This is a genomic window from Planctomycetota bacterium, assembly GCA_021414025.1.
Classification (GTDB): Bacteria; Planctomycetota; Phycisphaerae; order Phycisphaerales; family SM1A02; genus SYAC01.
Map to the genome: position 1 here is coordinate 524,454 of JAIOPG010000002.1, position 21,578 is coordinate 546,031.

Sequence of the window (21,578 nt, forward strand, 5' to 3'; positions counted from 1 at the left end):
GCCCTTGGCTCGTATGCTCCTGCGGCGATGGCGGAGCCCACCCCGGAAATCTTTGGCATCACGATGATCCTGATCGTGAGCGTGGTGGTCGCGATCTGCGTCGGCCTGCTGAGCATCCCCCTGGTCATGGTGCTGCGAACCTCGCGGCGGCGCCGTCGCGGTGAGCTCCGCGAGGAACGGAAGAGCGGCACCAAGGTGGTCGATGCCTGGAGCGAATCGGCGCGGCGCATGGGGAAGGATCGATGAAGCCGCGGGCGATGGTGGTGGGGGGATCGCAGCGCGTGGGCCGCGCCGTGGCGCTGGAGCTGGCACGGGCGGGATTCGACCTGGTCGTCACCTATCGGCGCGATTTTCAGGGGGCCGCCCAAACCCGGACGCTGGCGCTTGAGCTCGGTGCCGAGAGTGCGCTGCTGCGCATGGATCTGGACGACGCCGAGGGCGCGCTGGCGGCGGCGCACTCGGTGGCGGCCGGCGCGCTGGACGCGCTGATCCTGTCCGCGGCGATGTGGGAAAGGGACTCCGAGGATGCCGACGGGCTGGAACAAGCGGCGCGCCTCATGCGTGTCAACGCCCGGACACCGACGCAGCTGGCCCGCGCGCTGGCTCCGGCGCTGGAGCGCTCGTCGCTGACCGGCGGGGCCTCGGTCATGGCCTTCGGCGACATCCACACTCACGTCCATCCCATCAAGGGATATGGCCGCTACCTGGCGAGCAAGGCGGCGCTGGAAAATGAGTTTCGCGGATTGGCGCTCGAACTGGCGCCGAAGATCCGGGTCAATGTGATCGTGGCGGGCGTGATCGCCTGGCCGGACTCCATGGACGACTCCCAGCGCGCCCTCTACCTCGAGCGCGTGCCGCTGGGACGCGCGGGCACGCCCAAGGACGCCGCCGCGCTGGTCCGCTTCGTGACGCTTGAGGCGCCCTTCATGACCGGGGCCGCGATCACGCTTGATGGCGGTCGGTCGCTGCGCTGATCCGCGCAAACTTCAGGGCTTCGCGTGCGGCGCCTTGATTTCGTCCCGGATCAGCTCGTAGTAGGCCGCAGGGGCGTTGGCCTGGCGGGCTTTCTCAAGAAAGACCAGCGCGTTCTCCTGATGACCGGCCCGTGACCATTCGCGGGCGGCCTCAAGCAGGGGCTCCGGTTCCATCAGCGACGCGGTCGCGATCCGCTCCCAGACTTCGGCACTCTCGGCGTGCTTGCCGGCGTTGGCCAGCGACCGGGCGCAGAGCTCGCTCGTCGCCCGGTCGGCGCTTCCGATGGAGACTCCCCCCAGCAGCATTTCCGCAGCCTCGCCGGGATGGCCGGCGCCGCGCAGCAGGGCCGCGGCGCGAAGGCGGATCGCGGCGTCGTTGGGGGCGAGCGAGCGTGCATGCCGCATGTGCTCGATGGCCGGGTCGGACTCGCCGCTCTGAGCCAGCGCCTCCGCCATGCCCATCTCGAGGTCGGGGGAATCCGGCTGCAATTTCAGGGCCATCTCCAGCAGCCCGACCGCCGTCCAAGGCTGGTTGGAGACGTTCCACATCATGGCCTCGAGGTAGAGATGCTGCGGATTTCCCGGCTCGAGCTGCCGCGCCCGCTGGTGGAAGCGGATGGCCTCCTCAATCCGCCCCGCGGAGTAGGCGGCGACGCCCGCCGCGGATTGAAGGCCGGGGCTGGTGGGGCGCTGCGCCGCGACCCGGGCGTAGGCGTCGGCGGTCTCGTTGCGCAAGCGCGGTGTCGGATTCGCGTTGCACAGGCTCAGCAGCGCGCGGGCCAGGGCCTCGCCGGCCAGTGGATCATTGGGGGCCTTGACCGCCAGTTCCCGCGCGACCTTCAGCGCATTCTCGAATTTGCCCGCGTCGATGAGCCGGTCCATCGACGCGATGGCCATCTGCGTCTGCGCCGCAGTGGGCGCGGCCGCGGGCTTCCGGTCGTCGCAGCCCGCCGCCCACAGCAGCGCTGACAGCAGCAGAATTCCAGGTGCGCGTAAGCGGTAGTATGGCTTTGCCATGTCGCAAGCTCAAAAGGAAGCGATTCCAAATTCCGCCGCCGAACTCGACGCCAGCGGGCTGCCGAAATCCTACCGCCCCGGCGACCACGAGGGCAGGATCGCGGCGCGATGGAAGGAGAGCGGCTGCTTTCGGGCGAATCCCGATTCGAAGGCGGAACCCTTCACCATCTTCATTCCGCCGCCCAACGTCACGGCCGCGCTGCACCTGGGCCACGCCCTGAACAACACGCTGCAGGATGCGCTGGCCCGGCAGGCGCGGATGCGCGGGCGCGACGTGCTCTGGCTGCCGGGCACGGACCATGCCAGCATCTCGACCCAGGGGGTCATCGAGCGCCGGCTGGCGCTGCAGGGGAAGAAGCGGACGGATTACACGCGCGAAGCCTTCGTGGCGCTGGCCCAGGCCTGGAAGGATGAGTATGAGCGGGTGATCCTGGAGCAGCTTGTGGTCATGGGCTGCTCCTGCGACTACGACCGGACCCGTTTCACCATGGATTCCGTCTGCACCGCGGCTGTTCGGGAGGCTTTTTTCCGCCTCTTCAAGGAAGGGCTGATCGAGCGGGGGTATCGCCTGGCCAACTGGGACCCGGTCTCCCGCACCGCCATCGCCGACGACGAGACGGAGATGCGCGAGGTCGAGGGGCGGATGTGGTACTTGAAATATCCGCTGAGCGATGGCAGCGGCACCGTCACCGTGGCCACCACGCGCCCCGAGACGATGCTGGGGGACACGGCGGTCGCCATCAATCCCAAGGATCCGCGCGCCGCGGCGCTGCGCGGCAAGAAAGTGCGCCTGCCCATTGTCGGGCGCGAAATTCCGATCGTCGAGGACAGCTATGTGGTCATGCCGCTGGCGATGGGCGGTGACGCGGGCGACGCCAAGGCCGAGGTCGCCACCGGCTTCCTGAAGGTCACGCCGGCGCATGATCCCAACGATTTCGAGATTGGACGGCGGCACAACCTTGCGGTGATCAACGTGCTCGGACCTGACGCCTCCATCTCAGACCGTCACGGCTGGAAGGATGTCTCGGCGGAGGCGAAAAAATTCGTCGGCATGTCGCGCGAGGATGCGCGCAAGGCGGTCGTGGCCTGGTTCCGCGCCAACGGATTGCTGGAGAACGAGCGACCATGGAATCATGCGGTCGGCCACAGCGAACGCAGCGGAGCGGTGATCGAGCCCTGGCTCAGCGACCAGTGGTTCGTGCGCGTGACCGACGAGCGGCTGCGCGGCGCCGCGCTCAAGGCGATGGTGCCCGATCAATTCGAGGGAAAATCGCCGGCGGGCAAAGCCGTGGGCGACGGCGAATTGCGCTTCTTCCCCTCGCGCTACGCCCGGACCTTCCAGAGCTGGCATGAATCGCTGCGCGACTGGTGCATCAGCCGGCAGCTCTGGTGGGGGCACCGGATTCCGGTGTGGACCCGTGATGCCAAGGACGAGGCGCTGGCGCAATCCGCCGCGCTGCGCGGCGCCGAGATGCAGCCGGTCGATTCCAAGTGGACCAAGCTCGGCGCGGCGCATCGCATGCGAAAGCGCGACGATGGCAGCGTCGAGGAGTCGGTCTGTCTGCCGCTCGAGCTCGACCGACTCGCCGCGGATCTGAATGCCGCCGGCTTCACGCAGGATCCCGATGTGCTCGACACCTGGTTCAGCTCGGCGCTCTGGCCGATGGGCACGCTCGGCTGGCCTCATCCCGAAAAGCAACCCGGAATGAAGGGAATGCTGGAGCGCTACAACCCCAGCACCGTCCTCTGCACGGCCCGCGAGATCATCACCCTGTGGGTGAGCCGCATGACCATGTTCAACCGCTATTTCCTGGGCGGCAAGGTTCCCTTCCGCCAGGTCTACATCCATCCGGTGATCCAGGATGGCTTCGGACAGAAGATGAGCAAGACCCTGGGCAACGGACTCGATCCACGCGATGTCATTCACAGCCATGGCGCCGACGCGATGCGCTTCACGATGCTCGACCTCACCACCGACACCCAGGATGTCCGGATGCAGATCGACATGGTCGATCCGGAGTCGGGCGAAGCCTTCGAGCCTGCGTTCATCCTTGCGCCCAGCGGACACAAGGTGGCGGCCCCGATCCAGAAGAGCCCGAAGAATCCCCTCAAGACCATGGTCTCCTCCTACGGCGCCGCCAGCGGAGTGGCAGAGCCCAGCGAAACCCAGCCTCTGGCCCGCAACACCTCGAGCCGGTTCGATCTGGGTCGCAACGTGGTGACCAAACTCTGGAACGCGGCGCGCTTCGCGCTGATGAACGCGACTGCTCCCGCGACCGAAATCGATCCGGCGGCGCGACCCTTGCTCGATCGATGGATCCTTTCGAGGGTGGCCGGCGCCGTCGCGCGGGCGGACCGCGCCCTGGCCGAGTACAAGTTCAGCGAATATGCGGCCTCGTGCTATGACCTCTTGTGGCGCGATTATTGCGACTGGTACCTGGAGGCTGCCAAGCCGACCGCGAAGAACGATCCGGCCCAGCAGTGCGTCATGGCCTGCGCGCTGAGCGCCATTGTGCGCCTGCTGCATCCGGCGATGCCCTATGTGACCGAAGCCTTGTGGCCCGCGGTGAGTCGGCACGCGGCCTGCTCGGTGCGGGGCTTGCAGTTGAGGCCGAGCGAGCTCCTGGCGACCGCGGGATGGCCGGTGGCGCAGGGCTCGCTCTCGGATCCCAAGGCCGAGGCGGCTTTCGCGCGGGCGCAGAGCCTGGTCGAAGCCATTCGAAACGTGCGCGGCGAGCGGCAGGTGCCCCCGAAGAAGCGCATCAAGCTGCTGGCCGGTGCCAAGGCCATGGAAGTGATTGCACTCGCGGGCGGCGTCGTGGAGACGCTCGCCGGTGTGGACGGGGTTGTGCCGGCCGGGCCATCACGCTCGCCGGTGGCGGCGGCCATGACCTTTGAGGGCGAGGAGTGCTGGCTTGACGGCCTGGTCGACCAGCTCGACGCCGGCGCGGAGCGCACCCGCCTGACCAAGCTGCTCTCCGAAAAGCGGCGCTCCGTCGATGGCTACCGGGGTAAACTCTCCAACGCGGGCTACGTGGCAAAGGCCCCGCCGGAAGTCGTGGAGGACACCCGGAACATGCTGGTTGCGGCCGAAGCGGAATTGGCCGCCGTGGAGCGCTCATTGAAGGATCTCGGATGAAGCACCAACTTTCCATCCTGCTCTCGGCCCTGCTCGGCGCGGGTTGCGCCAGCGCGCCAAGCCCGACCCGCGCGGCGGACAAGGCGCCGCCCGAGGTGCATCCGGGTTCGGTCACCGACGCCGGCGCGGCAGCGCCGATCACCAAGGAGAATTGGAGCGAGGGCGGTAGCAACGGCATGCTGGTCCGGACCCCGCACTACCAGCTGCGGCTTTCGCTGCGCGACCAGGCCTTCGGCGAGCGCATGCCCCAGTTCATGGAGTGCTGCTTCCAGACCTACGGCAGCGCCCTCTGTCCCATCAACTTTCCCGAGACTCCGCTGGAGATGTACATCTTCAGTGAGAAGAGCGCCTGGGAAAATTGGACCCGCAAGCGGCTGGGCCGCGACGCGGAGATGTACATCGGTCTGGGCAAGGGCGGCTACACCACCGACGCCGTCAGCGTGCTCTACGACATCGGCCGCTTCGACACGCAGACCATCGCCGCCCACGAGGGGTGGCACCAGTTTAGCCAGCGCGCCTTGCAGCATCCGCTTCCCAACTGGCTCGAGGAGGGCATCGCCTGCTACATGGAGGGCACGCGGCTTTCGCGCGACGGCGGCCCCTCGACCTTCAAGCCCTGGCGCAACTTCGAGCGCTGGTCGGAGCTGCGCCGAAGCCTGCGCGCCGGGCAGCTGATCCCGCTGGGCGATCTGCTCGACGGATCGCCGCAGGATTTTCTGCGCGACGGAAAGAACTCGCTGCTGACCTATTACGCGGAGGTCTGGGCGCTCGTGCAGTTCCTGCAGGATGGCGAGGGTGGCAAGTACCGCGAGAAACTCTCGCAGGTTGTCCAGGACGCCGCCTCGGGCAAGCTCGCGGGGCGGCTCGCTTCAAGCCCGGCGATCGTCGGCAAGAGCGGCCGCGAGCGGGCCATCCAGCTGCGCTCCGGCAATGCGGTGGTCCTGGAGTATTTCAACCCCGACTTCGCAACCTTCCGCGATGAGTTCGACACCTTCGTCAAGGCGATCACCGAGCGCAGCGCCGGCGACAAGATCGCCCGCGGCGAATTTCCGCTGAAGCCCGCCGAGCCTGCGGCGGCCGGCGCCGTCAGCGGCAAGGTCGACGTCGAAAATAAAAGTCGCTGATTCCGATCAAAGGTGGGGAGGGGATTCGAACCCCTGAGACCCTTTCAGGCCTAGCCGATTTCAAGTCGGCTGCGTTCAACCACTCTGCCACCCCACCGGTGGAGCGGGGGGATCCTACCCGCCGCGTGTGTCACGTCGCGACCAATGAACGAATCACCGCCCACGCCAGCAGCAGCACGGCGATCATCGAGCCGCACGCGACCGCGGTGGAGAAGAGCAGCCACAGGTGCAGGCGGTTCTGGATCTTGCCGACGGTCTCGTCGCGCTCGCGGAGCCGGTCGAGCAAGCCGACCAGGGCGTCGGAATTGCGGCGCTGTCCGCTGGAGAGATCGCCCACGCCCTGCGAGAGGGTGGCGACGGCCTCCGCGATGCGCTGCGCCGCCTGGTGGTTCAGGTCCAATTGCTGCTGGACCAGGCCGAAGGTGTCGGTCTGCTGCGAGACGCCGGTGGCGATGCGCTGCAGGATGGATTCGATCGATTCGTCGCGCTGGCGCGACTGGACCAGCGCCGTGGCGATGGCTTCACCCAGGCGGGCCTGCTGCCGGGCGATCTCGGGAAGGGCCTGCAGCGACTCAGGCAACTGGCGCAGCAGGGGCATGATGTTCTGGCGATCCTGCTCATCTTCGTGCAGCCGCTCGGCGAGTTCGGTGATCGCCGTCGCCACCGCCGCCGCGTCGGGAACGCGCCGGGCGTGGACCGGCTCGGGTTCCTCGGGGGGACCAAGCAGCAGCTGACCCATGGAACGGAAAAGCTTCATCTCAACGCGAGAGTGTAGCGGGAGAGGGTCGGGCGTTGGGTGATACCCTGTTCCGATGCGACGAGCGATGCTGGCGCTGTGCGTGGTCCTGGGCGGCGCCTGCGCTGCGGCGGCCTGCCAGCGCGACGACGCCACGAAAACACCTACCGATCCGCGCTCCGCCGCGCCGCGGATCGCCAGTTTTTCACCGGCCATCACCGCCACGGTGGTCGCGCTGGGTTGGGAATCGGCGCTGGTCGGGCGCACGCCATGGTGCACGTCGACGGCGCCCATCGTCGGCTCGCTCAACGACGTCGATCTGGAGTCGCTCTCGAAGGTGAAACCCAACCTGATCCTGGTTCAGCAGACGCGTACCGGAGCGCCGGCCCAGCTGGAGCAGGTCGCCCATGACAAGGGATGGAAACTGGAATTCATTCCCGCGACGAGCCTGGAGGATCTGCGCCGGTTGCCCCGTGCGGTGGCCCAGGCCATGGGGATGGCCGCGCCGGTTGATCCGAAGACTCTGGAGTCGGCGCTGGATCAGGAGCTGGCCGCCTGCCGCGCGGCGGAGCAGCTTTCCCCGGCGATCCTGCTCTATTCAAGCGATCCCGTCGCCGCCTTCGGACCGGACACCTATCTGGCCCAGGCCTGGGTCGCGATGGGGGGCACGCTGGCCTTCAAGAGCGGAGGCAATCCCAATCTTTCCTCCGAGGAGTTGTTCGCCATGCGTCCCCGGTCGATCGTGGTGGTGCGCGGCGAGGACGCCTCCATGGATCGAGCCCAGGGCACCTTGGTCGACGCCTGCGCCCGGCGCGGCGTCGAACTTGTTGAGGTCCGCGCTCCGCAATTGCTTCGACCGGGTCCCGAGCTGACCGCAGGATTGAAGCGGCTTCGCGCCGCGATCCAGGAGCATTCGGCAAAGACCTTTACGCACCCCGTCGAAACCGCGCCATGACATCGCAACGCGAGCGATTCGGATGGATCATGCTCGCGCTGCTGTGCGCGGCGGCCATCGCCTGCCGATTCCTGGTGGGACGCGACCAGTCGGGTCAGTGGACGTTCGGCTGGCCCGCCTCCGACGCGACCGAGTGGCGCCTTGGCGCGCTGATCAGCGGGCTGCTCGGCGGGGCCGCGCTCTCCATCAGCGGATTGCTTTTGCAGACGCTGCTGCGAAATCCGCTGGCGTCGCCCTTCATCCTTGGTCTCTCCGCGGGAAGCCAAGCATGCGTGGCCGGCTTCTACTGGATCGCGGCGATCGGCGGACCGTGGCTGCTGATGGGCGGCGGAGTGATTCCGGCGACCGCGGGGGCGCTGCTCGCCCTGGGCGTGACCCTCTACTTCGGCCGCGGCAAGGGCGGCGGCATCGACCCGATTTCGCTGGTGCTTTCCGGCGTGATCGTGGGCACGGTCGCCGCAGCGATCGCCTCGCTCATTGAATGGATGCTGCCGCCGGAAATGCGCCCGGCCCTGACGGGATGGGCCCTGGGCCGCGTTCCGGAAGTCCCGCCGCTCTCGGTCTCGCTGGTGACGGGCGTCGCGGTGGGCGCAGGCGTCTTCCTGGGATATCGCCAGGGCTCCATGCTGGATGCCATGGGACTCAGCGACGACGAGAGCGCGTCGATCGGTGTTCCGGTGGCGCGAGTGCGGCTTGCCCTGGTGCTTGGCTCGAGCCTGCTGGCCGCCGCGGCGACGGCGCTCTGCGGCCCGCTGGCCTTCGTCGGACTCATCGGTCCGCACATGGCGCGGAGCTGCGTCGGACCCCGGCATCGCGTCGCGGTGCTCGCCTCCGCAATCGCAGGCAGTGCGCTGCTGGTCGCCGCGGACGCGGTGCGTCACTTCTCGCCCGCCAGCACCGGCCGCCTGCCGGTGGGCGTGATCTGCGCGCTGGCGGGTGGTCCCTTCTTCCTGCTTCTGCTTCGCCGCGGCGCGGCAAGGGCGTGGATGCGATGACGCTTCGATTCGAACAGGCGGTCATCCGCAACGGCGACTTCGCGCTCGGCCCGATCGAGTGGTCCTTCCATGGCGGCGCCGTGACGGTGGTGATCGGTCCCAACGGCGGGGGCAAGAGCACGCTGCTTCGCGCCGCGTCGGGATTGTTGCCCGCGCGCAGCGGCGGCGTGCGGATCGATGGCGCCGAACTTTCGAACCACTCCGCTTCGCGCCGCGCCCATCTGCTGGCCTATGTGCCGCAGCGACCGGAATCCGTGGGCGGCTTCTCAGTTCAAACGTCCGTGGTGCTCGGTCGCGTGGCGATGAGACGCGATCCGGCGCGGATTCGCCTGGCCATGGAGCGCACGGGCATCGCCGCGCTGGCGGATCAATTGGTGGGAAGGCTTTCGGAAGGGCAGCGGCACCGCGTGGCCTTCGCGCGGGCGCTGGCCCAGCGGACCCCCGAGACGCAGTTGCTGATCGTGGACGAGCCGACTTCGGCGCTGGATCCGGGATGGTCCCGCACGCTGGCCGCGGAATTGAAGCACTGCGCCGCCGAGGGATTGGCGGTGATCGTCGCGACCCACGACTTCGCCTTCGCCGGATCCATCGCCGACCACGCCATCGCTCTCTCTCGGGGACAGGTTGTCGCTTCAGGGGAAGCCCGCTCGGTGCTCGCCCCATCCATTCTGCAGCCCATCTTCGGCGTCCCGTTCCGCATGGTCGATGCCATCGCCGACCGGCCGCTCTGCATTCCCGTCTGGAGCGACGCGATCCAGGCCACGTGATGGGTAGGATGCCACCATGTCCAACACGCTGATCATTCTTGCGGTGCTTGGCGTGGTCAATTTTCTGATCCGCAAGTTTGCCGCCACCAAGACCAAGGCCACCTTGAGCGCTTCGGAGGATGGACCTGCCCGCAAGCCGGAAGTGTCCGCTTCAAAGGCAGTGTCCGCCGCGACCACGGCGTCCGGCGAACCTCAGCCCACTTGGTGGGCCCGAACCGCCAAGGCGCTGCAAGAGGCCAGCGAGCAGGCCGATTCCGGTGAACTCATCCAGACGATCTTGAAGTCGGCGAACACATCGCAGATTGCAAGCAAGGCCCAGGCGCAGATCAACGCAACCCTCGCAGCAGCGACCGCTGCCGCGCGGGCCGCATCGCAACCCAAGCCGGTCAAGGTGCCGGGCAAGGTCAAGCGCGCCAGCCAGGCGCCGATCGGCGTGACCTATTCCCAAAGGGAAGCGCCTCAGGCGACTCCGCACTCCGCAGTCCACGAACCGGACACGAAGCCGATCAGCGCCATCGATTCGTTGATCGCCAGCCGCATGAGCCAGAAGATCGGGTCGATCACGGCATCTAACCGTCCCGCCGGCCGCAACCGAAAGTGGACGGCGCGAAGCATGCGGCAGGGCATCATCATGGCCGAGATTCTCTCGCCGCCACTCGCCCTTCGAAGCCCTCGCTAAACATTGAGTTTGCAGAACTTTGCACGATGGGGGCATGATCCCTGCAAGTTCGCTTTCTTTTCGTTACAATTCTCCAATTCAACCCAGTTCGACTTTCACAGGGGCGACTCGATGATCGATATACGCAAACTCAAAGAACTCATTCGTTTGATGACCGCCAACGAGCTTCTGGAGCTCGACCTTCGGGACAAGGATGAGCAGGTCACGATCCGGCGCCCCAACACCCATGCCGCACCGCAGATTCTCCACGCTCCTGCTCATATCCCCCCGGCGATGGCGGCTTCCGCGGTGCAATCGGTCGCGGCTTCCGCTCCGGCTCCGGCCAAGGCTCACGTGGCGGACGACACCGTGGGTCTGGTCAAGATCGAAAGCCCGATGGTGGGCACCTTCTACGCCTCCGCCTCGCCGGACAAGCCCGCCTTCATCTCCATCGGCGGCAGCGTCGGCCCCAACTCCGTGGTCTGCCTGGTGGAGGCCATGAAGATCTTCAACGAGATCAACGCCGGCGTGAGCGGCACCATCGAGAAGATTCTCGTGAAGAGCGGCGATCCCGTCGAGTTCGGCCAGACCCTTTTCCTGGTCCGGCCATCCTGAGTCGAGCCGCGGAGTTCGAGTCCCCATGTTCAAAAGAATCCTGATCGCCAATCGAGGTGAGATCGCGCTCCGCGTGATCCGCGCCTGCCGCGAGCTGGGCGTGAGCCCGGTGTGCGTCTACAGCGTGGCTGACCGCGAGGGGGCCTGGATCGCCCAGGCCGACGCGGCGGTCTGCATCGGTCCCGCGGCCAGCAAGGAGAGCTACCTGCGCATCGAGCGGCTGATTGCCGCGGCCGAGGTCACCGGCGCCGACGCCATCCATCCCGGCTACGGTTTCCTCTCCGAGAACGCGCACTTCGCCGAGGTCTGCCGCGACTGCAACATCACCTTCATCGGCCCCAGCCCCGAGGCGATGAGCCGCCTGGGCGACAAGGTGAACTGCAAGCGGCTGGCCCGATTGGCGGGCACGCCGGTCTTCCCCGGCACCGAGGGTGGCATCGAGGATCTTGAGGAGGCCGTGAAGGTCGCCAACGACATCGGCTACCCGGTCATCATCAAGGCCAGCGCCGGCGGCGGCGGGCGCGGCATGCGCGTGGCCCGGAGCGAGACCGAGCTGCGCGAGAACGTGGAGAAGGCGCGGCAGGAGGCCCTGGCCTCCTTCGGCAACGGCACGGTCTACGTGGAGAAGTACCTGGAGAACGCCCGTCACTTCGAGGTGCAGACCATCGGCGACTCCCACGGCAACGCGGTGCATCTCTTCGAGCGCGACTGCTCAAGCCAGCGCCGCCACCAGAAGCTGGTCGAGGAGGCGCCGAGCCCCGGCGTGGATCCGGTCAAGCGCATGCAGGTGTGCGAGAGCGCCGCGGCCCTGATCCGCAAGGCGGAATACAGCGGCGCCGCCACGGTCGAGTTCCTGATGGACCGCAAGCAGGACTTCTACATGCTCGAAGTCAACACCCGCGTGCAGGTCGAGCATCCCGTGACCGAGATGATCACCGGCGTCGACATCGTGCAGACGCAGATCCGCGTGGCCGCCGGCGAGCCGCTGCCCTTCAAGCAGAAGGACATCAAGGTGAACGGGCACGCCATCGAGGTCCGCATCAACGCCGAGGACCCCGACCGCAACTTCATGCCGCAGGCGGGATTGATCGAGACCTTTGAAGCCCCCGGCGGACCCGGCGTGCGCCTGGACTCCCACGCCCGCGCCGGCTACCGCATTCCCTCCAACTACGACTCGATGATCGGCAAGCTGATCGTGCACGGGCCGTCGCGCGACGCGGCGATCGCCCGCATGCGGCAGGCGCTGAAGGAGTTCAAGATCGGGCCGCTGCGGACCACGATTGCGCTGCACCAGCGCATCATGGACAACACGGATTTTCAGAGGGCGAACTTCGACATCCACTGGGTCGAGCGCTGGCTGAAGTCCAGCGCCGCCGAGACCGCGGCGCCCTGAGCCGCGAGCGCGCTTACTTGCCTTCGATTTTCAGGCTCGCCGTGCCCAGCACCTTGGCGCTGGTCAGCGGCTGCTTGGGGTCGCGCAGGATCGCCATCGAGATCTCCACGCCCAGCGGCAGCCGATAGAGCACGTCGATGTAGCCGGAATTCTCGCCGCGCAGGAACTGCTTGACCGTGAAGCCGTCGTTGGGCGGCTCCAGGTAGATCTCCCATTCGTCGTTGAGCGTGTTGACCCAGATGTAGCCGAAGGGCTCGTAGAGATTTCCCTTGGTGTCCACCAGCATCGGCACGCCGCCCATGCCGACCTTCTGGGCGACCTTGCGGGTCTTGTCGACGTTGTAGAGATCGGCCACGCTGTCCTTGGAGATCTTGAGCTTGACGATCTTCTGGCCCTGGTCCTGGGCGATGCTGCGCACGTCGCCCTTGGCCAGCGCGTTCTTGGTGACGTGGGTCGCGGCGCCGGTGAAGATGGAGCCGTTGGCCTCCTGCAGCGTGCCGGGCAGGCCGTTCTTGCTCAGCAGCATGCCGCTGATCGAGGAGTTCATCTCGAGCTCGTCGGCGGGAATGGCGGGGGCGGTTTCGTCGGGGGGAATCTGGACGCTGGCGCCGGCGTTCTCGACGGCGCGGCCCAAAGCCAGCGCGTCGGGATCCAACTTGGGCAGGGCGATGCGCAGCCCCTTGATGGAGAGCATCGTCGGCTTGACCGGCGGGTTGGCGCTGAGGAAGGGCTTGGCGGGGAAGACCAGGCAGATCGAGCCCTCGGCCTTGCCGTCCTCGAGCGTGGCGTAGCTGGAGTCCGTCTTGAACTCGTAGCGGATCATGGAGCGGCCCGCATCGGTCTTCTTCTCCTGGCTGAATTCAATCGGAAACTCGGCGATGGCGCCCTCCGCGGTCGGCGCGATGAGCCTGGCCTGCGAGGCGGAGAGGCTGAAGGAGCCCTCGTGATCGAAGGACTCGGGCTTGAAGGAGAGCAGCACCGCGTAGGCGCCCACCGTGCCGTCGCGCAGGACGTACTTCGGGTCGAAATAGGCGCCGGTGAAGGCGAACCCCGTCGGCGAGAGCGTGGAGTTGCCCTTGCCGCCGCGCAGCGAATCGCGGAAGAGGCTGCCGCCATCGGCGGCGATGCCCGGCCGGTGGGAGGCGAGCGTGGCATCGCCCATGAGCGGCGAGAAGCTGCCGAGCGAGAGGAAGTCGTAGAACCCCTGGGTGAAGGCCATGGCCAGCGAGGGCGGCGAGTTGGGATCGGATTGCATGGGCCGTCCCTGCGATTCCGGCGAGCGCACCCAGCCGTAGTAGCCCAGCAGTTCGGTCGTGGTGGAGAGATGACCGACGGCGATCAGCGTGATGCCCATGGTCAGCGTTCCGCTGAGCAGACCGAGCACGCCGCCGAAGGAGAGGTTCGCCCAGCGCGGCAGCTTCGGCCGCTTGGGGGTGAGCGAGTCAAAGACAAAGCGGAGACCGAAGAGCGCGACCAGGAAGATGCCGCCCAGGCTGACGCCCCAGGCATAGGCGTCGAAGCCGCCGCCCTTGAGCAGGAAGCCGACGGTGACTGGCTCCCAGAGCGCAAAAGCCAGCGCTCCGGCGATCACCACGCAGACGAAATGGATGAAGGCGTCGAAGACCCCCTGGTTGGACCACCAGTAGGCGATCAGCAGAACAAGCAGTGCGACGAGGACGGAGAGGATCATGTCTATGCCTTGGGCTTCGTGGGCGGCTTCGCACCGCTGGGCGGGGTCGCCGGTTTGGCGCCGCTGGTGGGTGATGCGGGTTTGCCTGCGCTTGGCGGCGATGATGGCTTGGCAGCGGTCGAAGCAGGCGCCGCGGGCTTGGCCGCGGCGGGCGCGAGCAGGCGGACGGCTTCTTCAAGGCTGGTGGTGCCGTCGCGCACCCGCAGCAGCGCGGCCTCCTGCATGCCGGGCAGCTTGTGCTTCATGCGCGAGGAGTTGTAGGCGCTCTTCAGGTCGCCCTTGGAGAGGAACTCGCGCGCCTCCGGATCGATGATCAGGACTTCACTGATCACGATCTGGCCCGAGTACCCGGTGCCGTTGCACATCGGGCAGTCGATGACCTTGCTCTTGGCCTGCACCTTGCCGCTGGCCTTGAACAATTCCACCTGCTTGCCCGCGGCGATGCCCAGCTTTTTGGCCTGCTCGGGCGAGGGCTGGTAGGGCACGCGGCAGGCGGAGCAGAGCTTGCGGCAGAGTTTCTGTGCGACCACCATCCGCAGAGGGGCGGCGGCCATCTTGACGTCGCCCACCGCCTTGAACCATTCGGTGATCGCAGCGGCCACGCCATCCACCGGGATCGCCACGTAGAAGCGCATGTCGTTGTTGCTCGGCGCCGCGATGAGCTTGCCCACGCCGACTTCGGAGAGGTCCTCGACGTAGACCACGTCGGGGCTGCGCCGGATGATCGACTGCAGATGGGTGGGGTAGTCGACGCCGCCCTGCGTGGAGGCCCAGGTCTGGTGATCCACGCCGTCCAGGCGCAGCACCAGGTTTTTCTCGAGGGTCTTGACCGCCGCGGTGAAGGCGTCGTGGCCGGAGAGCAGGGCGAGGCAGGTGGAGGTGAGGCCGAACCCGGGCGGTGCGCTGACCAGCACGACGCCGCCGCGATCGATCGGATCCATGATCGCCTGGATCGCCTTCTCCTGAGCCGGCAGGAAGCCGACCTGCGGAATGGTCCGGGTCATGTTCTTCACGCGATCCAGGTCGATGCGCAGCTGCTGCCCCGCGGAGGAGCCGGCGATCGAGAGCGAGAGCGGGATCAGCCGTTCCCCTTCGACGGCCCAGCAGGCGCCGGTCTGCCGCTTGCGGCGCTCCTTGACATCGAGCCCGCAGAGATCCTTGAGGAAGTCGATCATCGCCATCGAGACTTCCGGCGTCGGCGCGTCGACTTTGCCACGGATGCCGTCCACGGTGACCGCGGCGACGGCGCCGTCGGGCTTCACCACCAGGTCCACGCGGGTTGCGCGGCGCTGGACCGCGATGCCCAGCAGCTTGTCCGCCGCCTGGAAGGCGGGCAAGACCGGGTCGTTCTTGCCGGGATTGGGCCGGTCCTTCTTGTTGGCGTCCTTAAAGGAGAGTTGCGCCCCGGCCAGCGACTTGACGGTGCCGCGCTTCTGGAAGAAGGCGCGGACCTTGTCGCCGCCGATGATGAACTTCAGCTTCTCCGGCACCATCGCGTTGCGGGTTTTCCAGTAGAGGCAGAGCGGGCCCGCGGTCAGCAGCACCTGCACCGGCCAGCTGATCCAGATGGTCGGCACCAGGATGCCCGCGAGGAATCCCGCGACCAAGCCGCCGATCAGGATGCCGTGCCACTTGGGGGCCGGCAGTCCGCAGAGGCGGATGTCGGTCACCAGCCGGGAGACCAGTGCCGAGGCCAGCAGCGCCGTCACGAAGACCACCACCGGCTTGACGGGGTCGAGCAGGAACTCGCTGGAGACATTTTGGGCAAGGAGGAACGTCATGGTCTCGCCGCGCTACGAAATCCCCTTCAACCGCATCTTCAACTCTTCCGGCTTGGGCGTGGCTTCGAGCGCGACCTTGGTGTGCACCATTTCGGTTTCGACCAGTTTCACCAGGCTGGTGGTGAAGTCGCACATGCCCTCGGAGACGCTCTGCTTCATGATCTCCAGCAGCTCGCCTTCGCGGGCCTCGAGGATGTACTTCTGCACGACCGGGGTGTTGATCAGGATTTCCAGCGCCGGCAGGCGCGCGATGTTCTCGTGCAGCGTGGGCAGCAGCTTCTGGTAGATGATCGCCCGAAGATTGAAGGCCAGCAGCTTGCGGATCTGGTCGCGCTCCTGCTCGGGGAAGAGGTCGTAGATGCGGCCGAAGGTCTGCCAGGCGCTGGAGGCATGGATGGTTCCAAAGACCAGGTGGCCGGTTTCGGCGGCGCGAATCGCCGCCTCGAAGGTCTCGTGGTCGCGCATTTCGCCGACCAGCACGACGTCGGGATTTTCGCGCACCAGGGCGCGAAGGGCCTCGTTGAAGGAGGCGCAATCAATGCCCACCTCACGCTGGTTGATCATCGCCTTGTCGTCGGTGAAGACATACTCGATGGGATCCTCGAGCGTGACGATGTGCACCTTCTTGCGCTCGTTCACATACTGCAGCATGGCAGCGATGGTGGTGCTCTTGCCGGAGCCGGTCACGCCCGAAAGCAGGATCAGCCCCTGGGCCACCAGCGAAATTTCGCCCAGGATCGGCGGCAGGTAGAGCTCCTCGAAGCGGCGGATCTTGCTGGAGATCAGTCGCGCGGCCACGCTGGGGTTGCCGCGGGCCATGAAGAGATTCACGCGGAATCGGCTCTTCGGGTCGTAGTCGTAGGCGAAGTCGATCTGGCCCTTCTTGCAGAAGATCGCGTACTGCGCCTCGTCGAGGACGTCCTTGGCCATCTGGAAGAGGTCGGCGGGGTTCACCACCGGCGACTTCAGCGCCTGCAGCTGGCCCTTGTGGCGGATGCGCGGCGCCGAGCCGCTCTTGATGATGAGATCGCTTCCGTTGATCGCGATGATGGCCTTGAGCCAGCTGTCCCAGATCTTCTTGCCCTCGCCGGGGGAGGTTCCCGCGTCATGGTGGACAGGATTCGCGTTGGTTTCGGTGGCGGGGCCTGACATGCGTTTCTCCAAAGAGGGTCTAAGAGTAACAGGGGAAGCCGGGGTGGTGGAGCCTCCGGCAAATGTCGGGCGGGGCCTCTTGACTTCCGGCCATGGGGAAGGGATCGTCCACCAATGGCAGACCGCATTTCCCTCGAAGGGCTCACTTTCGACGATGTGCTTCTTGTTCCCCGCTACAGCGAGGTGACCCCCGACCGGGTGGACACGCGCACGCGGCTGACGCCGAAAATCGAGCTCCGCGTTCCGATCGTTTCCGCGCCCATGGACACCGTCACCGAGGCGCTGCTGGCGATCGCCCTGGCCCAGGAGGGCGGGCTCGGCGTCATCCACCGCAACATGACGCCGGAGCGGCAGGCCCGCGAGGTCGCCCGCGTGAAGCGCAGCGAGAACGGCGTGATCGCCGACCCGGTGGTGCTCTCCCCCGACGACATGATGGCCAAGGCCAAGCGGCTCATGAGCGAGCAGGGGGTCAGCGGATTCCCGGTGACCGAAGATGGCAAGAGCCGCGGCAAGGTGGTCGGCATCCTCACCCGCCGCGACATGAAGTTCCTCGACTCCCCCGACGGCCACAAGGTGGGAGAAGTCATGACCCGCGGCAACCTGGTGACGGCCCCGGCCGACATCACGCCCGCCAACGCCGAGCGCCTGATGGTGGAGCGACGCGTGGAGAAGCTGCTGCTGGTGGACGCCAAGGGATGCCTGGCCGGCCTGATCACGATGCGCGACCTGGAGAACTTCTCCAAGCACGCGGCCGCCTGCCGAGATTCGCGCGGACGTCTGCGCGTGGGCGCGTCGATCGGCGTGGCCCAGTACGACCGTGCCGAGGCGCTGCTGGCGGCCGATGTGGACCTGCTGGTGGTGGACACCGCGCATGGACACAGCAAGAACGTGATTGAGACCGTGAAGGAGCTGAAGAAGCGCTTCAAGATCGAGGTGGTGGCGGGCAACGTGGGCACCAGCGACGGCGCCAAGGCCCTGGTCGACGCGGGATGCGACGCCATCAAGGTGGGCATCGGCCCCGGCTCGATCTGCACCACTCGGATCGTCACCGGCGTGGGCGTGCCGCAGATCAGCGCGATCATGGAGAGCGTGCATGGCGCCGGCAAGGTCCCGGTCATCGCCGACGGCGGCATCCGCCAGTCGGGCGACGTGGCCAAGGCGATCGCGGCCGGAGCCTCGGCGGTCATGCTGGGCGGATTGTTCGCCGGACTCGATGAGAGCCCGGGCGAACTCGTGCTGCACCGCGGGCGGCGCTTCAAGAGCTACCGCGGCATGGGCAGCGAAGGCGCCATGATCGCCGGAAGCGCCGACCGCTACGGCCAGGGCTCCATCATGGACAGCCGCAAGCTGGTCCCCGAGGGCGTGGAGGGCCGCGTGCCCTATCGCGGCTCGCTGGCGGACTTCACCTACCAGATCGTCGGCGGCGTCCGCGCCGCGATGGGCTATTGCGGCTGCCAGACGCTCGATCAGCTTCGCAAGGAGGCCCGCTTCGTGAAGATCTCCTCGGCCAGCCTGCTGGAGAGCCATCCGCACTCCATTCAGATCACCAAGGAAAGCCCCAACTACTCTGCTGGATCATTTGGCGGACTTGATTAAACTTGACGACTCTCCCGCGCGCAGCGGCGCGGGCGGGCTTGGTTGGGCGCGAACGAAAGTGATGGAAACACCTTGCCGGTGTGGCGGAATTGGCAGACGCGATGGACTCAAAATCCATTGCCCCTCGCGGGGCGTGCAGGTTCGATTCCTGTCTCCGGCATTTTTGTATGCTGCCAAGCGTGATCAAACGATCCGCTTGCACAACTCGTCCGGCGGGCATGCGACTGGTCATGATGTTGATGGCGATGGCGATCGCCGGCGCTGCCTTCGGGGCGCTTCCTGAAATTTGCGCCACCACCGGCGGAGATTTGCCCAACACCACCGGGGAGCCGGGCAATGTGGTGCTGCCAAGCATTCTCGATCCGCACAGCCCGCCCGCGCGGCTGATCCGCGAGCTCTCCTGGCTGGTGCTGGGCATCTGCGCCGGACTCTTCGTGCTGGTGGAGGGCATGATCTTCTACGGCGTCGTCAAGTATCGGCGTCGCCGCGACGACAAGACCAAGGACGAGCCGCGACAGGTCTACGGCAGCAACCCGGTGGAAATTGCCTGGACCATCATTCCGCTGCTGATCGTCTTCGTGCTGACGCTCACCACGGTGCGGACCATCCGCTCGATCGAGTTGACCCAACCCCCCGCGGATGCCCTGCACGTGGTGGCGATCGGCCATCAATGGTGGTGGGAATACCGTTATCCCGATCCCGACGGAACCGGCGGCGAGGTCATCGTGGCCAACGAGATGCACGTTCCGGTGAACCGGCCGGTGTGGGTCCGCCTGGAAAGCGCGGATGTGATCCACTCCTGGTGGGTGCCCGCGCTCACCGGCAAGACCGACCTGCTGCCCAACCACACCAACCACACCTGGTTCAACGCGGAGAACGAGGGGATCTATCTGGGCCAGTGCGCCGAGTATTGCGGCAACCAGCACGCGGGCATGCTGCTGCGCGTCGTCGCGACGCAGCCTGAGGAGTTCGACGCGTGGCTTCGAGCTCAGGCGGCGCCCACGGTTCATGACACCACCGTCGCCGAGGGGCGCGAGATTTTCCAGGAGTTCGCCTGCTCCAATTGCCACACCGTGAAGGGAGTCTCCGACGGGCAGTTCGCGCCGGATCTCACTCACTTGATGAGCCGACAGACCATCGCCTCGGGGGTCGCGCCGCTGGACGCCGCGACGCTGAAGGCGTGGATCGCCGATCCGCAGATTCTCAAGCCGGGCTGCAACATGCCCAGCCTGCAGTTGGATCCGCAGGAGCTCGACGCCGTGACCTCCTACCTGCTGACGCTCCGTTGAAGCCATGACCACCGTCCCCGCCCCCATCCATTCAACGAGCGACCCGCGCATGGGCTTGGGCGAGCGGCTGCACGGCTGGGCGGTCTCCGTGGATCACAAGCGGCTGGGCATCATGTACATCGCCGCGGGGCTGATCTTTTTCGTCATCGCCGGCCTCGAGGCCACGCTGATGCGACTGCAGTTGATCGCACCGCTCAACGATGTTCTGACGCCCCAGGGCTTCAACCAGATGTTCACCATGCATGGCACCACCATGGTCTTCCTGGTGGGCATGCCGGTGCTGCTGGGCTTCGGGAACTACCTGATTCCGCTGATGATCGGCGCCCGCGACATGGCCTTCCCGCGGCTCAACGCCTTTGGCCTCTGGCTCTTCGTCTTCGGCGGCATCCTTCTCTACTACTCATGGATCGGCGGCGACGGTTTGTATGGACTGGGCGGCGCGCCGGACACCGGGTGGTTCGCCTACTCGCCGCTGACCAGCAAGGCCTTCAGCGTCGGACACGCGACCGACTACTGGATTCTGGGCATCATGGTGAGCGGCTTCGGCAGCATGACGACCGCGATCAATTTCATCGCCACGATTCTCTGCATGCGCTGTCCGGGCATGACCATGATGCGCATGCCGCTCTTTGTCTGGCTGATGCTCACCGTGGCCATTCTGGTACTGGTGGCGCTGCCGGTGCTGACCGGGGCGCAGGTGATGCTTCTGCTGGACCGCTTCCTGGGGGCGCACTTCTTCGATCCGCAGCAGGAGGGCAGCGTGATCCTCTGGCAGCATCTCTTCTGGTTCTTCGGCCATCCCGAGGTCTACATCCTGGTGCTGCCCGCCTTCGGCTTCATCAGCGAGATCATTCCAGTCTTCAGCCGCAAGGTGATCTTCGGCTATCCGCTGATGGTGGCGGCGACCGTGTCCATCGCCTTCATCTCGCTGGGGGTCTGGGCCCACCACATGTTCGTCATCGGCATGCCGCCCTGGCTCAACTCGCTTTTCGCGGCGAGCACCTTCCTGATCGCGGTGCCCACCGGCATGAAGATGTTTAACTGGATCGGCACGATGTGGGGGGGGCGGATCCGCTTCGACACGCCCATGCTCTTCGCCACCGGCTTCCTGGTGATGTTCCTCTTCGGCGGGCTGACCGGCATCATGCTCGCAGTGGTTCCCTTCGACTGGCAATTGTCCGACAGCTACTTCGTAGTCGGGCACTTCCATTACGTGCTCTTCGGCGGCACGATTCTGGCGGTCTTCGCGGCGATCTTCTACTGGTTCCCCAAGGCCTTCGGGCGCATGCTCTCGGAGCCGATGGGGCAGTGGACCTTCTGGCTGCTGATGATCGGCCTGACGCTGGTCTTCCTGCCCATGCACATGAGCGGGATCTTGGGCATGCCGCGGCGCGTCTACACCTACCAGCCGGGGCGCGGCTTCGAGATTTGGAACCTGATCTCCACCATCGGAGTTCCCTTTCAGATCGCGGCCGTGCTGCTGCTGGTGATCAACGTCGTCAAGTCGCTCAAGTCGGGGCGCGTCGCGGGTCCCGACCCGTGGGACGCGTGGACGCTGGAGTGGGAGACGGCCAGTCCGCCGCCGAGCGAGAATTTTCGCAAGATTCCAACCTGCACCAGTGCGCGGCCGCTGTGGGACCGCAAGCACCCGGAGGATCCCGATTCAAACTACGAGTAGGACCCAAGACATGCGCAGC

General features: G+C 66.5%; 18 protein-coding genes and 2 tRNA genes. 14 read left to right on the top strand and 6 right to left on the bottom strand.

Annotation, left to right across the window (positions count from 1 at the left end):
- The first annotated feature begins 27 nt into the window (after nucleotides 1–27).
- Together K8R92_02975 and K8R92_02980 are read left to right on the top strand one after the other, a co-directional pair.
- The gene (locus tag K8R92_02975) at nucleotides 28–246 is read left to right on the top strand and encodes a hypothetical protein (GenBank protein ID MCE9618855.1); all 219 of its coding nucleotides are present in this window, start codon (nucleotides 28–30) and stop codon (nucleotides 244–246) included.
- Nucleotides 243–974: an SDR family oxidoreductase gene (locus tag K8R92_02980; protein ID MCE9618856.1), complete on the top strand. Its 732-nt coding sequence runs from the start codon at nucleotides 243–245 to the stop codon at nucleotides 972–974. Before K8R92_02975 ends, K8R92_02980 begins: the two co-directional genes overlap by 4 nt.
- Before the next feature lie 12 nt (nucleotides 975–986).
- On the opposite strand, the gene K8R92_02985 is transcribed toward K8R92_02980, so the two are convergent.
- Nucleotides 987–1,991: a hypothetical protein gene (locus K8R92_02985; GenBank protein MCE9618857.1), complete on the bottom strand. Its 1,005-nt coding sequence runs from the start codon at nucleotides 1,989–1,991 to the stop codon at nucleotides 987–989.
- Between K8R92_02985 and K8R92_02990 the strand changes: the two genes are divergently transcribed.
- Nucleotides 1,990–5,130, top strand: coding sequence for a valine--tRNA ligase (locus tag K8R92_02990; protein MCE9618858.1), 3,141 nt, complete (start codon nucleotides 1,990–1,992; stop codon nucleotides 5,128–5,130). The two genes, K8R92_02985 and K8R92_02990, sit on opposite strands and share 2 nt — an antisense overlap.
- Entirely contained in the window at nucleotides 5,127–6,254 is a 1,128-nt protein-coding gene (locus K8R92_02995) for a DUF1570 domain-containing protein (GenBank protein ID MCE9618859.1), read from the top strand. The genes K8R92_02990 and K8R92_02995 overlap by 4 nt, the downstream gene beginning before the upstream one ends.
- 10 nt (nucleotides 6,255–6,264) lie before the next feature.
- Here K8R92_02995 and K8R92_03000 read toward each other — a convergent pair.
- Together K8R92_03000 and K8R92_03005 are read right to left on the bottom strand one after the other, a co-directional pair.
- Nucleotides 6,265–6,351: transfer RNA gene (locus K8R92_03000), tRNA-Ser, on the bottom strand.
- Between the two features lie 33 nt (nucleotides 6,352–6,384).
- Complete coding sequence (locus K8R92_03005; GenBank protein MCE9618860.1) at nucleotides 6,385–7,011, bottom strand: hypothetical protein; 627 nt, start codon at nucleotides 7,009–7,011, stop codon at nucleotides 6,385–6,387.
- Nucleotides 7,012–7,066: 55 nt separating this feature from the next.
- Between K8R92_03005 and K8R92_03010 the strand changes: the two genes are divergently transcribed.
- The 6 genes from K8R92_03010 (at nucleotide 7,067) to accC (ending at nucleotide 12,373) form a co-directional block, all read left to right on the top strand.
- Nucleotides 7,067–7,945, top strand: a complete 879-nt coding sequence (locus K8R92_03010; GenBank protein ID MCE9618861.1) for an ABC transporter substrate-binding protein — start codon at nucleotides 7,067–7,069, stop codon at nucleotides 7,943–7,945.
- Nucleotides 7,942–8,940, top strand: coding sequence for an iron ABC transporter permease (locus K8R92_03015; protein MCE9618862.1), 999 nt, complete (start codon nucleotides 7,942–7,944; stop codon nucleotides 8,938–8,940). The genes K8R92_03010 and K8R92_03015 overlap by 4 nt, the downstream gene beginning before the upstream one ends.
- Nucleotides 8,937–9,707, top strand: a complete 771-nt coding sequence (locus K8R92_03020) for an ABC transporter ATP-binding protein (protein ID MCE9618863.1) — start codon at nucleotides 8,937–8,939, stop codon at nucleotides 9,705–9,707. Before K8R92_03015 ends, K8R92_03020 begins: the two co-directional genes overlap by 4 nt.
- A gap of 16 nt (nucleotides 9,708–9,723) precedes the next feature.
- Nucleotides 9,724–10,386 (top strand): hypothetical protein, encoded by a 663-nt coding sequence (locus K8R92_03025; GenBank protein ID MCE9618864.1) that lies wholly within the window; start codon nucleotides 9,724–9,726, stop codon nucleotides 10,384–10,386.
- 111 nt (nucleotides 10,387–10,497) lie between these two features.
- Nucleotides 10,498–10,980, top strand: a complete 483-nt coding sequence (gene accB / locus K8R92_03030) for an acetyl-CoA carboxylase biotin carboxyl carrier protein (protein MCE9618865.1) — start codon at nucleotides 10,498–10,500, stop codon at nucleotides 10,978–10,980.
- A gap of 25 nt (nucleotides 10,981–11,005) precedes the next feature.
- On the top strand, nucleotides 11,006–12,373 hold the full coding sequence (gene accC, locus K8R92_03035; GenBank protein MCE9618866.1) for an acetyl-CoA carboxylase biotin carboxylase subunit: 1,368 nt from the start codon (nucleotides 11,006–11,008) through the stop codon (nucleotides 12,371–12,373).
- A gap of 13 nt (nucleotides 12,374–12,386) precedes the next feature.
- Here accC and K8R92_03040 read toward each other — a convergent pair whose 3' ends face one another.
- Genes K8R92_03040 through K8R92_03050 form a run of 3 tightly spaced genes read right to left on the bottom strand, consistent with a single transcriptional unit; the run spans nucleotide 12,387 to nucleotide 16,996 of the window.
- Entirely contained in the window at nucleotides 12,387–14,063 is a 1,677-nt protein-coding gene (locus K8R92_03040; GenBank protein MCE9618867.1) for a hypothetical protein, read from the bottom strand.
- Nucleotides 14,064–14,065: 2 nt separating this feature from the next.
- Nucleotides 14,066–15,844, bottom strand: coding sequence for a Flp pilus assembly complex ATPase component TadA (gene tadA, locus K8R92_03045; protein MCE9618868.1), 1,779 nt, complete (start codon nucleotides 15,842–15,844; stop codon nucleotides 14,066–14,068).
- A 12-nt stretch (nucleotides 15,845–15,856) separates the two neighbouring features.
- Nucleotides 15,857–16,996 (bottom strand): PilT/PilU family type 4a pilus ATPase, encoded by a 1,140-nt coding sequence (locus tag K8R92_03050; GenBank protein MCE9618869.1) that lies wholly within the window; start codon nucleotides 16,994–16,996, stop codon nucleotides 15,857–15,859.
- A gap of 114 nt (nucleotides 16,997–17,110) precedes the next feature.
- Between K8R92_03050 and guaB the strand changes: the two genes are divergently transcribed.
- The 4 genes from guaB to ctaD all read left to right on the top strand — a co-directional run bounded on the left by guaB (nucleotide 17,111) and on the right by ctaD (nucleotide 21,559).
- Nucleotides 17,111–18,592 (top strand): IMP dehydrogenase, encoded by a 1,482-nt coding sequence (gene guaB, locus K8R92_03055; GenBank protein ID MCE9618870.1) that lies wholly within the window; start codon nucleotides 17,111–17,113, stop codon nucleotides 18,590–18,592.
- A gap of 74 nt (nucleotides 18,593–18,666) precedes the next feature.
- Nucleotides 18,667–18,752: transfer RNA gene (locus tag K8R92_03060), tRNA-Leu, on the top strand.
- A gap of 85 nt (nucleotides 18,753–18,837) precedes the next feature.
- Entirely contained in the window at nucleotides 18,838–19,881 is a 1,044-nt protein-coding gene (coxB, locus tag K8R92_03065; protein ID MCE9618871.1) for a cytochrome c oxidase subunit II, read from the top strand.
- 4 nt (nucleotides 19,882–19,885) lie between these two features.
- On the top strand, nucleotides 19,886–21,559 hold the full coding sequence (ctaD, locus tag K8R92_03070) for a cytochrome c oxidase subunit I (GenBank protein ID MCE9618872.1): 1,674 nt from the start codon (nucleotides 19,886–19,888) through the stop codon (nucleotides 21,557–21,559).
- Nucleotides 21,560–21,578: the final 19 nt, after the last annotated feature.

What these genes read in the sequence shown, in the direction of transcription:
- K8R92_02975 (MCE9618855.1), top strand. Translation starts at nt 28, where the DNA reads ATGGCGGAGCCCACCCCGGAAATCTTTGGCATCACGATGATCCTGATC.
- K8R92_02980 (MCE9618856.1), top strand. Translation starts at nt 243, where the DNA reads ATGAAGCCGCGGGCGATGGTGGTGGGGGGATCGCAGCGCGTGGGCCGC.
- K8R92_02990 (MCE9618858.1), top strand. Translation starts at nt 1,990, where the DNA reads ATGTCGCAAGCTCAAAAGGAAGCGATTCCAAATTCCGCCGCCGAACTC.
- K8R92_02985 (MCE9618857.1), bottom strand. Translation starts at nt 1,991, where the DNA reads ATGGCAAAGCCATACTACCGCTTACGCGCACCTGGAATTCTGCTGCTG.
- K8R92_02995 (MCE9618859.1), top strand. Translation starts at nt 5,127, where the DNA reads ATGAAGCACCAACTTTCCATCCTGCTCTCGGCCCTGCTCGGCGCGGGT.
- K8R92_03005 (MCE9618860.1), bottom strand. Translation starts at nt 7,011, where the DNA reads ATGAAGCTTTTCCGTTCCATGGGTCAGCTGCTGCTTGGTCCCCCCGAG.
- K8R92_03010 (MCE9618861.1), top strand. Translation starts at nt 7,067, where the DNA reads ATGCGACGAGCGATGCTGGCGCTGTGCGTGGTCCTGGGCGGCGCCTGC.
- K8R92_03015 (MCE9618862.1), top strand. Translation starts at nt 7,942, where the DNA reads ATGACATCGCAACGCGAGCGATTCGGATGGATCATGCTCGCGCTGCTG.
- K8R92_03020 (MCE9618863.1), top strand. Translation starts at nt 8,937, where the DNA reads ATGACGCTTCGATTCGAACAGGCGGTCATCCGCAACGGCGACTTCGCG.
- K8R92_03025 (MCE9618864.1), top strand. Translation starts at nt 9,724, where the DNA reads ATGTCCAACACGCTGATCATTCTTGCGGTGCTTGGCGTGGTCAATTTT.
- accB (MCE9618865.1), top strand. Translation starts at nt 10,498, where the DNA reads ATGATCGATATACGCAAACTCAAAGAACTCATTCGTTTGATGACCGCC.
- accC (MCE9618866.1), top strand. Translation starts at nt 11,006, where the DNA reads ATGTTCAAAAGAATCCTGATCGCCAATCGAGGTGAGATCGCGCTCCGC.
- K8R92_03040 (MCE9618867.1), bottom strand. Translation starts at nt 14,063, where the DNA reads ATGATCCTCTCCGTCCTCGTCGCACTGCTTGTTCTGCTGATCGCCTAC.
- tadA (MCE9618868.1), bottom strand. Translation starts at nt 15,844, where the DNA reads ATGACGTTCCTCCTTGCCCAAAATGTCTCCAGCGAGTTCCTGCTCGAC.
- K8R92_03050 (MCE9618869.1), bottom strand. Translation starts at nt 16,996, where the DNA reads ATGTCAGGCCCCGCCACCGAAACCAACGCGAATCCTGTCCACCATGAC.
- guaB (MCE9618870.1), top strand. Translation starts at nt 17,111, where the DNA reads ATGGCAGACCGCATTTCCCTCGAAGGGCTCACTTTCGACGATGTGCTT.
- coxB (MCE9618871.1), top strand. Translation starts at nt 18,838, where the DNA reads ATGGCGATCGCCGGCGCTGCCTTCGGGGCGCTTCCTGAAATTTGCGCC.
- ctaD (MCE9618872.1), top strand. Translation starts at nt 19,886, where the DNA reads ATGACCACCGTCCCCGCCCCCATCCATTCAACGAGCGACCCGCGCATG.